The 13,402-nt window shown below is 42.6% G+C and carries 13 protein-coding genes; 7 read left to right on the forward strand and 6 right to left on the reverse strand.

Annotated features, from left to right (window positions below; genetic code table 11):
- Positions 1 to 608: 608 nt before the first annotated feature.
- The 4 genes from GSF13_RS03065 (at position 609) to corA (ending at position 3,626) form a co-directional block, all read left to right on the forward strand.
- Complete coding sequence (locus tag GSF13_RS03065) at positions 609 to 1,469, forward strand: alpha/beta fold hydrolase (RefSeq protein WP_010603697.1); 861 nt, start codon at positions 609 to 611, stop codon at positions 1,467 to 1,469.
- Between the two features lie 3 nt (positions 1,470 to 1,472).
- On the forward strand, positions 1,473 to 2,096 hold the full coding sequence (locus tag GSF13_RS03070; protein ID WP_029215706.1) for a TetR/AcrR family transcriptional regulator: 624 nt from the start codon (positions 1,473 to 1,475) through the stop codon (positions 2,094 to 2,096).
- Positions 2,093 to 2,584 (forward strand): GNAT family N-acetyltransferase, encoded by a 492-nt coding sequence (locus tag GSF13_RS03075; RefSeq protein WP_102058424.1) that lies wholly within the window; start codon positions 2,093 to 2,095, stop codon positions 2,582 to 2,584. Before GSF13_RS03070 ends, GSF13_RS03075 begins: the two co-directional genes overlap by 4 nt.
- 85 nt (positions 2,585 to 2,669) lie before the next feature.
- The gene (corA, locus tag GSF13_RS03080) at positions 2,670 to 3,626 is read left to right on the forward strand and encodes a magnesium/cobalt transporter CorA (protein WP_010603700.1); all 957 of its coding nucleotides are present in this window, start codon (positions 2,670 to 2,672) and stop codon (positions 3,624 to 3,626) included.
- 12 nt (positions 3,627 to 3,638) lie between these two features.
- Here corA and GSF13_RS03085 read toward each other — a convergent pair whose 3' ends face one another.
- The gene (locus tag GSF13_RS03085) at positions 3,639 to 4,091 is read right to left on the reverse strand and encodes a GNAT family N-acetyltransferase (RefSeq protein WP_211865105.1); all 453 of its coding nucleotides are present in this window, start codon (positions 4,089 to 4,091) and stop codon (positions 3,639 to 3,641) included.
- A gap of 96 nt (positions 4,092 to 4,187) precedes the next feature.
- The gene (locus tag GSF13_RS03090; RefSeq protein WP_174169502.1) at positions 4,188 to 5,540 is read right to left on the reverse strand and encodes a hypothetical protein; all 1,353 of its coding nucleotides are present in this window, start codon (positions 5,538 to 5,540) and stop codon (positions 4,188 to 4,190) included.
- 218 nt (positions 5,541 to 5,758) lie between these two features.
- Between GSF13_RS03090 and GSF13_RS03095 the strand changes: the two genes are divergently transcribed.
- The gene (locus tag GSF13_RS03095) at positions 5,759 to 6,364 is read left to right on the forward strand and encodes a LysE family translocator (RefSeq protein ID WP_010603703.1); all 606 of its coding nucleotides are present in this window, start codon (positions 5,759 to 5,761) and stop codon (positions 6,362 to 6,364) included.
- A gap of 45 nt (positions 6,365 to 6,409) precedes the next feature.
- On the opposite strand, the gene GSF13_RS03100 is transcribed toward GSF13_RS03095, so the two are convergent.
- Positions 6,410 to 6,568, reverse strand: a complete 159-nt coding sequence (locus GSF13_RS03100) for a YqaE/Pmp3 family membrane protein (RefSeq protein WP_010369885.1) — start codon at positions 6,566 to 6,568, stop codon at positions 6,410 to 6,412.
- 102 nt (positions 6,569 to 6,670) lie between these two features.
- Here GSF13_RS03100 and GSF13_RS03105 point away from each other — a divergent pair, with 102 nt between their 5' ends.
- Entirely contained in the window at positions 6,671 to 7,111 is a 441-nt protein-coding gene (locus GSF13_RS03105) for an MgtC/SapB family protein (RefSeq protein WP_010603704.1), read from the forward strand.
- 2 nt (positions 7,112 to 7,113) lie between these two features.
- Here the strand turns inward: GSF13_RS03105 and GSF13_RS03110 are convergent, their stop codons facing one another.
- The 3 genes from GSF13_RS03110 to GSF13_RS03120 all read right to left on the reverse strand — a co-directional run bounded on the left by GSF13_RS03110 (position 7,114) and on the right by GSF13_RS03120 (position 10,287).
- A complete protein-coding gene (locus GSF13_RS03110) occupies positions 7,114 to 7,350 on the reverse strand; it encodes a hypothetical protein (protein WP_010603705.1) in 237 nt (78 codons plus the stop codon).
- A 159-nt stretch (positions 7,351 to 7,509) separates the two neighbouring features.
- A complete protein-coding gene (locus GSF13_RS03115; RefSeq protein ID WP_211865106.1) occupies positions 7,510 to 9,216 on the reverse strand; it encodes an alkaline phosphatase D family protein in 1,707 nt (568 codons plus the stop codon).
- Positions 9,217 to 9,384: 168 nt separating this feature from the next.
- Positions 9,385 to 10,287 (reverse strand): LysR substrate-binding domain-containing protein, encoded by a 903-nt coding sequence (locus tag GSF13_RS03120; protein WP_010603707.1) that lies wholly within the window; start codon positions 10,285 to 10,287, stop codon positions 9,385 to 9,387.
- 521 nt (positions 10,288 to 10,808) lie between these two features.
- On the opposite strand from GSF13_RS03120, the gene GSF13_RS03125 reads away from it, so the two are divergent.
- A complete protein-coding gene (locus GSF13_RS03125; protein ID WP_211865107.1) occupies positions 10,809 to 13,397 on the forward strand; it encodes a M1 family metallopeptidase in 2,589 nt (862 codons plus the stop codon).
- Positions 13,398 to 13,402: the final 5 nt, after the last annotated feature.

Raw genomic sequence — 13,402 nt, forward strand, 5'->3', positions numbered from 1 at the left:
TGAAAAAACAATAAAGCACTCAATACTTCACCAACTTTACGTAATTTGAAACATTTTCATCGTTTTTCACGTTTAACCGTTCTTTAAAGATAAACCTTATTGAGGGTATGCCCCTCATAGCCGTGAGTAATCCGCAGCCGGCGTTTTAAAAAGATCGCTGGGTAAACCAGCTCCTACGGGTGGTGTGGAGTCCGTATAAGGTGCTTTGTGTAGCGGTTGGTGCCTTATAAAGATCGCTGGGTGAACCAGCTCCTACGCGAGGTGTATCGCTGGGTAAAACAGCTCCTACGCGAGGTGTATCGCTGGGTAAACCAGCTCCTACGCGGAGGTGTATCGCTGGGTAAACCAGCTCCTACGCGAGGTGTATCGCTGGGTAAACCAGCTCCTACGCGGGGTGTATCGCTGGGTAAAACAGCTCCTACGCGGAGGTGTATCGCTGGGTAAACCAGCTCCTACGCGGGGTGTGTCGCTGGGTGAACCAGATCCTACATGGGGATGTATCGCTCGGTAAACCAGCTGCAATATTAAAAGGTGATTGTTATGCTTTACAAAAAAGTACAACTGTTCTATTTTAATAAAAGTACAAGTGTTCTTTTTTAGAGGTCAGGATGAAATTCAGCTACTTTAACGACAAAGACGGCTCGCTTATTACCAAGATAAGTCGGGGTGTTACAGGGCTTATGTGCACGCTTGCGCCACCTATTACTTCGAGGTTAGGTCAGGTACTACTGATGAGTCCGCATGGTAAGCGTCAATATCAGTTTAAAAATAAAAAACCCAATGGTGAGTTCAATATTCTTACCTCGCTTGGTCGCGTTCATGTAAACGTGTTTGGCCTTGGTCCGAAGACCGTTGTGTTAAGTCATGGTTGGGCCGATAACAGCAGTTGCTTTGATACTTTGATCCCTGAACTCGTAGCAGCGGGATTTTGCGTTGTGGCGATTGATCATGTTGGTCATGGACAATCTCATGGTAAGCAAGCCCATTTGCTGGCTTTTGTTGAAGCACTGGATACCCTGATTGAGAAGCTAGAAGCCGATCGCCATGATATCGTGGCTTTGGTGGGGCATTCTATGGGCGCTGTGGCGCTGATGAACTTACCGGATTATCGCCTAGAAAATCGTGTGGTTATAAATGTTGCAACTCCCGTGCAGTTTTTTGAGCTGATGTTTGAGCGCGTTGCGCGAGCGGGTATTTCTGAAAAAATGCTGCACCAAGTGTTAGGCGCTATCACCACAAGATATGGCACGCATTGGCATTTGATCCGAGATAAATTCCACGACGGTGTACTTAAGTTTAAGCCGACATTTATTCACGATACCGAGGACCGATTTGCGCCATTTGAACACGTAGAGTCGCTTATCGCTGCCACTCCTGAGCGTTTAATCCAAACCTCAGGCCTTGGACATCGCCGCATTTTAGGCGATACTGGCGTTATTCAACGTATTACTCAAAGAATAACTGCATAAGTGATGAATAAAGGCGAGAGAACGAGACAAACCATTTTAGAGCAAGGTATGCGCTTTAGTAGCCAATATGGCTTAATAGAAGTCACTATTGGTTCTATGGCAAAGCTTTGTGGCTTGTCTCGCAGCGGGCTTATCTCGCATTTTGACAGTAAAGAAGATATGCAGTTGGCGATCCTCGATTACTGTGAAGATCAATTTATGCTGCATGTCGTCGCACCGGCACGACACCAAGATCCCCTAGTGCAACTCAAAATGCTCTTTTCTATTTGGGCAGACTGGACTCGTGAACTATTTAATGAGCCACATTCAACTTGCCCGTTTATCAAAGCGTTGGTTGAATTTAATTGCCATACAGACAGCCCTATTCATACCAAAGTTACCGAGCAACATAACCGATTATTTAGCTATATTAAGCATAAAATTGTGCAAGGGATAGAAAGCGGTATTTTTCATCCTGAGCTTGATGCGCAGTGCGCGGCGTACGAGCTATACAACTTGTATCTAGGCCATGCGATAGCGAAAAATACGGTACTAACAGAACATGCCAGCGAGTTGTTTAAACGTAATATTGAGCACTTACTCGAAAGTTACCAAGCTGATCCAAAAACACGGAGCGTATCTGCATGATTGAAATAATCTCTACCCCAACCCGCGATATTGTTGAGCAGCTTACTGAGCTATACATCGCGACCTTTTCAGCGCCGCCACGTAATGAAGAAATAGACCAAGCAGCCATTCGCTTGCTTATGGAAAAGGAAATCGAAGAAGGCGAAGTACGTGTTATTTTTGATGACTCAACAAAGCAACTTATAGGCAGTTTGTCGCTAGTGCCAATCGCGCATTTTAAAGATAAGGCGCGCTTTGATCTTACGTCAGGCCTATATATTTCGAACTTTATGGTTGATGCGAATATTCGCGGCAAAGGAATTGGCAAGCAATTGCTACAAGACACCTTAGCCGCTACTCGCCAACCTATCCACACTCGTTGTCGAGTAGATGCCTTAGCAGTGAATCATTTATTTCAGCGCCATGGCTTTAAATTGGTTGCTAATTACACAACAATTATGAATAACTCGGTTGCGGCGCGTAATATCTACACCTATCAAGCTGAATAATCTGCGGATAATCCTTGGATTGTCATTGTTGATTAATACATTCACTCTTATACTTTGCCAAAGAGTCGTCGTGTAGAGTAATGAGATGCTGAGGTTTTTTTCGATTGAACACGGTGTAATTTCCGAAATGGAACCAAGCGCCGACACCCCGATTGAAATAGCAATCAAAAACGCCCATTGGATAGATACTATTAATCCCACTGAGGAGGAGCGAGTTGCTCTAGCAAACACGCTAAATATTACCCTTCCTGGTGCGGATGACGTAGAGGAAATCGAAGCCTCTTCGCGCTGTTTTATCGACAGCGAAGGTCTGCATGTACACGCTTTATTTATGTCTCCCAATGACGGGCGTTTTAATACGGTGACCGTGGCCTGCTTATTACAAAAAAACTGCTTATTAACCATTCGTGATGACGAGCTTGCGGATTTTAGGTTGCTGCGACTGCGTGCGCGTAAAGGGCAAGTGGCGTGCGATAACCCAAAACAGCTGTTAGTGACTTTGTTCGACCAAAAAGTCGAAAACCATGCGGACATGCTTGAGGATATGCACCACCAGCTTGAAAAGCTCAGTGCCTATGTGCTTGAGGAAGAAGACTCAGATCTAGAAGAAGCTGTTAGTCGTATTTCAAGGCTAGAAGATGCCAACGGTAAAGTGCGCTTATGTTTGATGGATACGCAGCGCAATATCTCGTTTTTAATGCGCCATGTGGGGGTGCAATCTGAGGAGCGAGAAACGCTCCGGGAAGTCACACGAGATATCGAAACCCTAATGTCGCACTGCGCCTTTCTCTTCGATAAAGTGAATTTTTTGATGGACTCTACGCAGGGTTTTATCAATATCGAACAAAACCAAATTATTAAAACCTTCTCCATTGCCTCTGTCGTATTTTTGCCGCCCACTGTGGTTGCCAGTGTGTATGGGATGAATTTTAATAATATGCCAGAGCTAAACTGGGCATGGGGCTATCCTTTTGCCATTGCTATTATGCTGCTCTCTGGTTTTGCGCCTTATTTATTCTTTAAACACAAAGGTTGGCTGTAAACTTTGGTTAATCTAGAGGTGTAGCTTCATTTCAAGCAGGCAAGGTGTAAATCCCGCTTTTTCATAAGCGCGAATTGCTGCGGCATTACTACTGTATACATCAAGGTAAAAGTCGTTGACGTTTTGGGTTTTACACCAAGCGATTAAGTGCTCCATGATCGCTTGATTCAAACCTTTACCACGATGCTCAGGTGTTACATACATAAACCCAAGATAACCATGCTGCGTGTGCTGTAGCTGCTGTTTAGATGCTCTTATTTGCACATACCCTGTTGCCACTATTTGCTCTGATACTTCACCAACAACCACTAACGTATTCGAACAAGTGAGTAATTTTTCAAAATCGTAGTATTTGGCGTCTTGTGATTTGATTGTTGAGTTATACGGACGCTCCGCTTCGATCACTTGCTGTTCTAAACCTAGAAGTGTAGTTAAGTCGTTGATGGTGGCTGGTCTAATTATCATATTTTTTCCTTAAAAAAAGCCACCTTAGCTTAACTAAGGTGGCAAAGCCACTATCTACAGTGTTAAAAATTGTCAGGGACTACATGAGGTTAAGTGTTAATGGTCGTGAGATTCCTCTGCAGTAATACCAAGCCATACTAGTTTTTCTGGTACGTAATCTAGCTCAAATGTGTCTACCAGTTTGGCTTCTTCTAAATCAAACTTTTTAATTTGTTTTGCGATTGGGTCGCTCACATATACCGCTTGCTCTGAATGAGAAAATGTAATTTGGAAGCCGTGACCTTCTGGCATCGTAGTTAAATCAGCATCACTTACTTGTACTTCACCTGCAGCTTCAAAATGGTGTTCACCATCATGCTCATGACCGGCAAAAATGCTGAGTTTACCTGCGGTATCCATCACCACAACATGCTCACCCGCAAAGCTAAATCCAAAACTCGCAATGCGATAGTTATCACTTACTTGCCATTCAAGCTTCTCGATATGGCCGTGCTCTGGGTCAACCATCAGCACATCATTACCTGCTGATGCGATAAATTGCTCTGCATCATGGTGGCCTTTGAGGGTGCCAATTCGCTGCCCGTCAGCAAAGTAATCTGGATTAGCTAGTTTTACTGCACTAAAGCTTTCGCCTTGCTGAGTGATAACCGCAACACCATCACCACAACCAAATGCCACTGCTTCTTCATTTTGTGCGCTGCCGTGAAGTGCTGGACAGCTTACGTTAAATACCTGCTCTTGATGAAAATGGTCACCATGCGCATGATACAAACCAATTTGCGAGGGTAGAGAAGTTTCGGTTTGAGGGTCTCTGATCGTGCTAATTAGAAATTCGCCTCGAGCTTGCGCCGCACCGTGCATGTAAGTGTCGTAATGTAATGCAGCGACTTCGCTTTGCTCGCCGCTAATATGCGCTTCACTAAACATCGCGGCACTGGCATTTTGTTGGCTGTCTTTGTCGCCATCTGAGAACACAGCAATACCAGACTCACCGACAGTCACGTGTGTTGGCTTCACTGATTCTAAATGGAACGAAGCAAGTGCAGGCGACTCTTCGTGAGTATGGTGATGGTCGCCATGCTCCTCTTCATATAAACCACCGTCAATAAACTCCACTAAACCTTGGTCACGTTGTACCAAGACAGCAAAGCGGTGATTTTCAGAGCTATATACATATTTTGGATAGTGTGTAACGCCAATCGAGTCGATAAGTGATTTATCCGCCGTTGAGTACACATTCACAACGTTACTTTCTGCGCTAGTGACTAACAGGCGACCATTTGCGTCTGTGATCGCATCTCCATGATCATGATCATCATGACCATCGTCATCATTGCCATTATCTTGTGCTGGCGGGTCTACTTTTACAATTGTGTGCTCAGTACCACCACATGCAGAAAGAAGAATTGCGGAAATGGCAACTGCCAAAAGTTTACCTTTTAATACCATGAGAGAGATCCTATTTTTATTTATGTTATACCATAACTTTAAATATGTTATCTTATAACAAAACTAAAAACAACACCTCGACTAATCACCTATTGACTATTTTGCGCGCAAACCCAATAGTGAAGTATGAAATCCACTTGGCATTACCAGACAAAAGGCACTCTCAAGATAACAAATGCCTTGATGTAACACTCCGGCTATATAAAAAGGACTACTTAATGGACTATTTGGTTGCTATCACTTTATTTGCTATTGCGTCTTCCGTAACGCCCGGGCCAAACAATATTATGGTAATGACGTCTGGCGTTAATTTTGGCTTACAGAGAAGCATCCCCCTGTTAAGCGGTATTTGTGTTGGCTTTTCGATCATGCTGTTGCTGGTCGGCTTGGGTTTTGCACAGCTTTTTGAGCTATTTCCTAGTTTGCACTTTATTTTAAAGTGCATTGGCGTCATTTACCTTTTATATCTTGCCTACCTTGTCGCGATGTCTTCACCCACGACTGATGCAGACTCAACCCCTCAACCTTTTTCGTTTTTAAAAGGCGCGTTATTTCAGTGGGTAAACGCAAAAGCATGGATTGTCGCTATAGGTGCTATTTCAACTTATACCTCCGCTGACGCAGATTTTATGAGTCAAAACTTGATGATCACCATTGTCTTTCTGTTGGTGTCATTTCCTTGTGTTGGGATCTGGTTGGTGTTTGGTTCATCGCTGAAACATGTATTAAAAAATGAGCAAAGTCGTAGATGGTTTAATTTTGTGATGGCTGCATTACTTGTGCTTTCAGTAATGCCAATTGTGCTGGAGATCTTTGCAGGATAATACCCTGCAAAGATTACCGTGTTATTGTTACTTGTTGTCCGCTTTTTACCGACGGGCGATCACCCACACTGCATGCACAATTCCTGGTATATAACCCAACAATGTCAGCAAAATATTTAACCAAAAAGCCCCGCCAAGACCGACTTGTAAAAATACACCAAGTGGTGGAAGCAGAATTGCAATGATGATCCTCAATAAATCCATTGTTCTCTCCTAAAAGTTATAGACGCTTTCATCCTGCATGGGTTATGCCAACTCAAAGGAATGCCTTTTGCATTAACCCAATAACAGTATAGGAGATAAAAAATGCCAGATTGGATTAATCTTGATTTAGCACTCATTTGGTATCACTTTTACCAAATTGTTTTTGCGTTTTTACTTACATTACCTTTAGCTATTAATAGAGAAAGTCGCTCTGATAGCGCGGGGCTTAGAACATTCCCATTAGTCGCTATTTCCTGTTGTGCTTTTATTTTAACAAGTATGGATGTATTTGAGTCACATGAAGCACAAGCGAGAGTCATGTACGGTGTCATTACTGGAATTGGTTTTATTGGTGGCGGTTCAATTGTGAAAAACGATAATTCCACACATGGCACAGCAACCGCTGCAGGTATCTGGTTAACCGGGGCAATAGGGATCTCTAGTGCATACCAGCGATATGAAATCGCAATTGTATTAAGCGCGGTGGGCTTTATGGTATTTCGCTTACTTGAGCCTTATAAAAAGCCTTCCAGCTCCCAATAAGTTTACATTGAACCTTTAGTCCGCTTGCTCGTCACTTGACGTTTGAGCTCTAGCTTTTCACCAAAAAAGTATTCGTAAACGATAACTGAAGTAAAATAGAAGAATCCGAACACACTGATATCAATTAGCAATTTGCCAAAATCGAATGGCTCTTCAAAAAGTAAATATTCAAAATCAGTGATGTAAAAGACTAATTTAGTTAAAAAAAGTGCGGGTAAAAGAGAAATGATAAATTTCAAATTAATGTCCTTTTAATTTGCGTGACCTACAATCCATAATGAAGTCTAACTGATTTATTCAGAGATTGCACGCAGTATACAATTTATTTCGATAATTTACAAAGAGTTACTATGTAAGCCCCATATTAGCTGAGCGAGCGCCCAGCTAATATGAACATATCAAAATTTAATGATAGTGGAAACCGCTTCCTCGTTTGCCGTTTCAATAGACATTTTCAGCTCACGATTTTGCCAATCAATGTCTATCAAGCCGTAGTTACTTCCCGATTTATTAATCAAATGGCGGTTAGATGTTGTCAACTTTGCGATATCTTTGCTAACTACGCCAACTCGTCCCGTTGGGATATTAGCACCAGCTGGCGCACAGTTGCCCCATTCACCCTCAATACCTTTTTGGTTATCATCCACTTGGGTATAACACCAAGGCTTATCATTGTCTCGCGTGATACAACCTTGATAGGTAATGCCTGCATATTTGAACGGTAGCTGACATGCTTTGGCAAAATTGCCATCCCCTTTGTCGTCTGCGTAAATAGGTAATCTTAATGGATTTTTAATATGATAAGGCCAGTTTTGACCAAAACCCGATGCCGTCACTTCGTAGACGTTAACTGCTTGACCATATGTGCTGCTTGCGGGAATAGTCTTTTGCAAAAGCTCTCCCCAATGTTGATCGCCAGACAAAAACACAACGGCTTTAGTCTTACCTTCGTTCACTGATTTCTGTACTAACCTAAGCAAACGTTCCCTTTGTGCTGGCATTTCAGCCCAAGACTCATAACTAGTACCAGACATATTTGTTTCTTCTAATGACGCGATGGCAGCATTAAATGTTTTGCCGTCTCCATAAGCACAGTAGTTAGTTTTACTTCTGCCTTGATGCAGCGGAGGCAGTACTTGAATGCCGCTTGCAATGAGCTTGATTTCTGATGGCTTTTGTAACTCTTGCTCAAGCCATTGCCACTGCGCCTCTCCCAATATAGTGCTACTTTCCCCCTCACACGTTCCGTAACTTGAGAAGGTTGGAGAGCGGAAGTAACGGGCATCTAATGTGATCACATGCGTGGTTTCGCCCGATCCCCCCAACATTTTTGCTTCATAAATACCAGCTTGACCATTCAGTCTTGGATCTGTTTTATCGACATCAAAGTGACGCAAATATTCTTTTTGTGCGTTTACTCTCTCTGGATAATGTTTGCCTTCATTGTTCCAACCAAAATCATGGTCATCCCAAGTCGCCATCACAGGGATCTTAGCCTCTAAAAACTTGCGATATTCACTATTATTCTTTTTATCATCATACTTCTGGCGCATCACCGCCATATCAGTGGTATCTGCGTAGATATTGTCCCCTAACCAAAGAAACAGATCCGGTTGTTGGCCAATTAACTTAGCGAGCGCTTCTGGCATATCTCCTTTGGTTTTGAAACATGAACCTAACGCAACTCTATCTAATCGTTTACTTTGTAGGGGTTGAGTGTGAGCTAAAAGCGTTGGCGGCGCTTCTGGTTGACATTCTTCCCAACCGCCCTCTTCGACATAACACCAAGGTGCGGTGTGATTTCGGGTTGTACAGCCATAAAACTTTTCACCTTGATACTCAGATGGCGTTTTACATGCTTTTCCGGTTACCGTTTTGAATTCTGGGATGGTTTCTGTTCTGACATGACCCCATGTTGCGCCTTCGATGCTTTGTTTTAAATAGCACCACTGGGAACCTGAATTATTTTTATCCGTTGTCCCTTGATACTGTGCGGCTAGATAGTTAAAGGTGGATTTACAAGACTCGTAGTGAACTTCAGGTTCTGCACTGGCGACGCTGCTCATGAGCATCAACACGGCTGGCGTGAGAGTATAAGTTTTCATCGTTTCCTCGGTATTTGAATGTTGGCATCCTTGCTAGTTTTCCTTGCGGGAACGGAGTCTAATCCGGCAATGTTAAATTTTAGTTTAATATTTATTTCAAGTTCACATTTACTTCCGCATTCATGAAATAATACGAAAGTGGCTCAATAAATGAGCCATAACGAGGCCTTATGGCAAGTGATTGATAAGCCAATCAATAAATACTTGGATCCGAGCTCTTTTTGGTGAATAGGGATCAAATAACACATAGCGTTGCCATACCACAGGGTGAGGGGTATCAAAAAGCTGCACAATAAGGCCAGCTTGTTGAAAGTCTAAAAATAGCTCTTTGGAGACGATTGCAACACCTTGGCCTTTAAGCGCTGCACTCAATGCCATGTCATTAGAAGAGACTCGAGTGTGTGGGCCTTTGGCACAAATACTTGAACCGCATATCCCCTGAGACTCAAACCATTGCTCCCAGCTTACTTTATCATCGTCGTGGTGAATAAGATTACACCTTGCTAAATCATTCGGAGACTTAATTTGCAGCGATTCTTTGTAGCTTGGTGAACAAACAGGGTAGTTGCTATCTTCCCCAAGATATAACTGCTCAAGTCCGGCGGGGCAGGCTAACTCTCGCTTGGTAGAAAACCGGATCGCGATATCAATATGATTTAAACGAATATCTTCAAAGCGATTAGAGCCAAGCACGCGAATTTGGATGTCGTCATGAGACTCGTAAAACGAGCACAGGTTAGGCATTAGCCATAAAGAGCAAAAAGACTGGGTTGACGTGATAGTCAAGCTACCAGCCAATTCTTGTGTTTGAATTTGGTTCAATCCCCCAATAATGCGCTTAAACGCACTTTGAGTAGACATTAACAACACTTCGCCGGCTTCAGTTAAGTGCATATTGCGGCCTTTTCTTACAAAAAGCTTAACTGCAAGTGCATTTTCTAATTGCCGCATTTGTTGGCTTACTGCCGCTTGCGTAATGTTCAATTCGAGTGCAGCTTGAGTGTAACTTTGGAGCCGAGCTGCACTCTCAAAACAGCGTAATGCACTTAAGTGCCTTAACCTCTTATCCATAAGCTCAACTTATATTAATTGTAATTAACTATCGTTGGTATCCTGCCATATTTTGACCCAAGATACAGTCATAAATTACTTAACCTAAACGCAGTTTATTCACTACTACGACAGGAGCAACAATGAATTATTGTAAACCAAAGCCAAAGTCACAGTTATTACACTGGTTAACTATAATCGGGGCCTATCTGAAGTTAGAACACATAGTGAAACATAAGTAGTTTCAATATGTGGGAACATTCCTTATCCAAACCTCAGGTTAATTAAGTACGGTGGAGTCTGTTACAATTTTTGTTACACAAAAAGTCGGCTAATCCACCTCTTCAATTTATTGATATTACTTAATATTTAAAATATTAGCCCGATAGTAAACCTTTACCCCCACTCTTTTTGCAACAAGTTTTGTTAAAGTAAAAGGAACATTGCGCTAACTATCTATGCTTTTATCACACCAAGTGACAACATACAGAGCATTGATTCGCAAGATAAATCAACAATAACAAAATGAATAAAGGATTTTTATGCTATCTAGGTCTTTAATATGCAGTGCTATTTTGCTGTCTATCAGCGCTTCAGCTCAGGCCCAACCAAATGCTGAACTTCATCGTCTAGCCACCGTGGCTAAACCTATAGAGCAAGCGGTCACATTTAACTTAGACCCTTCTAAAGAGCGTTTTTCAGGACACACGACTATAAAACTTGAGGTGCTCAAAGCCACCCAATTTATTGAGCTCAACGGATTAGACTATGCGATAGATACCGCTGAACTAGTCGGAAAAACGTCGTGTGAGCTCAGAGATAAAATGCTCGAAACCGGTAAAGTGAGATTGAGTTGCGAAAAAACACTGCAACCCGGTCGCTACACGCTTACTATCGACTATACCGCCCCCTTCAACCGTAATAGCGTCGGTCTCTACAAAACCATAGATAACGGCGTGCCTTACTTATTTACACAGTTTCAGATGAGTGATGCAAGAAGAGCAATGCCTACATTTGATGAGCCTGAGTATAAAATCCCATTTCAGCTCACTATTACAGCCCCTGACGATCAAAAAGTATTCGCCAACACGCCTGTTTTAGAGACCAAAAAGTCGAATGGCATGACCACCCATTACTTCGACAAGACGCCGCCTCTTCCTTCTTACTTAGTCGCCTTATCCGTTGGTCCATTCGAAGTACTTGATGTTAAAGGGATGTCGGTTCCGGGTAACATTATTACCCCACAAAAGAAATCAAATCTTGCCGCTTATTCCATCGAAAACACGCCAAAGATACTCAAAGCACTTGAAGACTATTTTGACTTACCCTATGTCTATAAAAAACTAGACCAAGTTGCAGTCCCTGAATTTCCGTTCGGCGCAATGGAGAATGCAGGCCTGGTGACTTATCGTGAGGATATACTACTTATTGACCCTGCAACGTCAACCCAACAAGCTCAAACCTCACATGTGAATGTTATCGCTCACGAACTTGCACACCAATGGTATGGCAACCTAGTTACGATGAAATGGTGGAATGACCTGTGGTTAAACGAGGCGTTTGCCACTTGGATGGCTGCAAAGATCACCCAGCAGCTATTTCCTGAACTAGAAACAAATTTATCCCTATCTCAACACAATGCAATGCCCTATGATGCTCAAGCAACTACCTCACCGATCCGTAAACCGGTTATTACAGAGTCTGATGTAACAGACGGCTTAGGTCTTGCGTACAGCAAAGGTAGCGCGGTACTTTACATGGTTGAGCAGTGGCTTGGGGAAGAGGTATTTAAGCAAGGCATGCGCAATTATATCCGTAAATTTGCTTATAAGAATGCAGAAGCCAAAGATCTATGGAATGAGCTGGGTAAAGTATCTAATAAAAATGTAGCGACAGTGCTAGACTCATTTGTATCACAAGCTTCATTTCCACTTTTGACGATTAAGTTAGATGGCCAGAATGCCACCGTATCGCAACAACGTTTTGTAATAAAAGGACAAGAAGCAGCAGCACAAACTTGGCATATCCCCATCACACTGCGCTATGGTAGAGGTGACAAAACAGCCACTAAGACAATACTTCTAGACTCCAAGGCGCAACAGATTAAATTAGACTTTGAGCCTGAGTGGATCTTACCAAACGACAACGCGACAGGTTATTATCGCTGGGATCTTTCTGAGTCTCAACTCGCAAGCCTAATATCACATGCCCCAAACAAGCTAAACGAGCGGGAGAGATTAGACTTACTAAGCAATGTTGACGCGCTAATGGAGTCTGGAAAAATAAACGCCAATGCGTTGATGTTAACGCTCAGTGAGTTTATTAACGACACTCATCCCAAAGTAGCAAAGGCCGCTCTTACTCAATTACTATCACAACATAAACAGTATGAAGACGATTCAAATAAGTTACTTTGGGAGAAACTTTATACCACTTATGTTGAGCCTGCGTTTTCTCGATATGGACTTGAGGCAAATGCAAATGAACCAGCTGCCACATCGGAAATACGTGCAGCATTGGTTAGAGCACTGGCTTTCGAGACAAAGCATCAAACCATTATTAAGCATGCAAAAAAGCAAGCGAGTTTATATTTAACGTCACCTGATAAAGTTGACCCCTACTTGGCTAGAAGCTTCCTGCAAATTGCCGCTTACTACGGTGATGCTGAGCTGTTGAAGTCATACAAAAAAGTATTTGAAACCACCAATAACCCAACTCAACGTACTAATCTATTGCTTGCAATGGGTTATTTTGGTCCACAAGAACTGCAACAACAAGTACTAGATTATGCGCTAAGCGAGCATGTAACGGCCTCCGACTTTAATTACATATTAAGCGGGAATGGTAAAGGCGATGAGCGAAAAGCGCTTTATCAAAAGTGGTTTTATCAGCACTTTGAGCGCTTAAAGGAACGCTTCCCTCCTTTTGCAAAGCCACAGCTACCTTTTTACCTATTTACGTATTGTGACGCGGATGCATTAAAACAAGCTCAGCAGTTTTTTGAACCGATGCAAAAAGAAGTAGAAGGTTTAAGTAAATCACTTAAGCAGCTGGAACTGGCAACAAATACCTGCATCATGCAAAAGCAAAGAGAGCTAGCTTCAGTCAATCAATTTTTGAATAATCTGTAAAAGAC

It is taken from the genome of Pseudoalteromonas sp. M8, from assembly GCF_018141365.1.
GTDB lineage: Bacteria > Pseudomonadota > Gammaproteobacteria > Enterobacterales > Alteromonadaceae > Pseudoalteromonas.

What these genes read in the sequence shown, in the direction of transcription:
- GSF13_RS03065 (WP_010603697.1), top strand. Translation starts at nt 609, where the DNA reads ATGAAATTCAGCTACTTTAACGACAAAGACGGCTCGCTTATTACCAAG.
- GSF13_RS03070 (WP_029215706.1), top strand. Translation starts at nt 1,473, where the DNA reads ATGAATAAAGGCGAGAGAACGAGACAAACCATTTTAGAGCAAGGTATG.
- GSF13_RS03075 (WP_102058424.1), top strand. Translation starts at nt 2,093, where the DNA reads ATGATTGAAATAATCTCTACCCCAACCCGCGATATTGTTGAGCAGCTT.
- corA (WP_010603700.1), top strand. Translation starts at nt 2,670, where the DNA reads ATGCTGAGGTTTTTTTCGATTGAACACGGTGTAATTTCCGAAATGGAA.
- GSF13_RS03085 (WP_211865105.1), bottom strand. Translation starts at nt 4,091, where the DNA reads ATGATAATTAGACCAGCCACCATCAACGACTTAACTACACTTCTAGGT.
- GSF13_RS03090 (WP_174169502.1), bottom strand. Translation starts at nt 5,540, where the DNA reads ATGGTATTAAAAGGTAAACTTTTGGCAGTTGCCATTTCCGCAATTCTT.
- GSF13_RS03095 (WP_010603703.1), top strand. Translation starts at nt 5,759, where the DNA reads ATGGACTATTTGGTTGCTATCACTTTATTTGCTATTGCGTCTTCCGTA.
- GSF13_RS03100 (WP_010369885.1), bottom strand. Translation starts at nt 6,568, where the DNA reads ATGGATTTATTGAGGATCATCATTGCAATTCTGCTTCCACCACTTGGT.
- GSF13_RS03105 (WP_010603704.1), top strand. Translation starts at nt 6,671, where the DNA reads ATGCCAGATTGGATTAATCTTGATTTAGCACTCATTTGGTATCACTTT.
- GSF13_RS03115 (WP_211865106.1), bottom strand. Translation starts at nt 9,216, where the DNA reads ATGAAAACTTATACTCTCACGCCAGCCGTGTTGATGCTCATGAGCAGC.
- GSF13_RS03120 (WP_010603707.1), bottom strand. Translation starts at nt 10,287, where the DNA reads ATGGATAAGAGGTTAAGGCACTTAAGTGCATTACGCTGTTTTGAGAGT.
- GSF13_RS03125 (WP_211865107.1), top strand. Translation starts at nt 10,809, where the DNA reads ATGCTATCTAGGTCTTTAATATGCAGTGCTATTTTGCTGTCTATCAGC.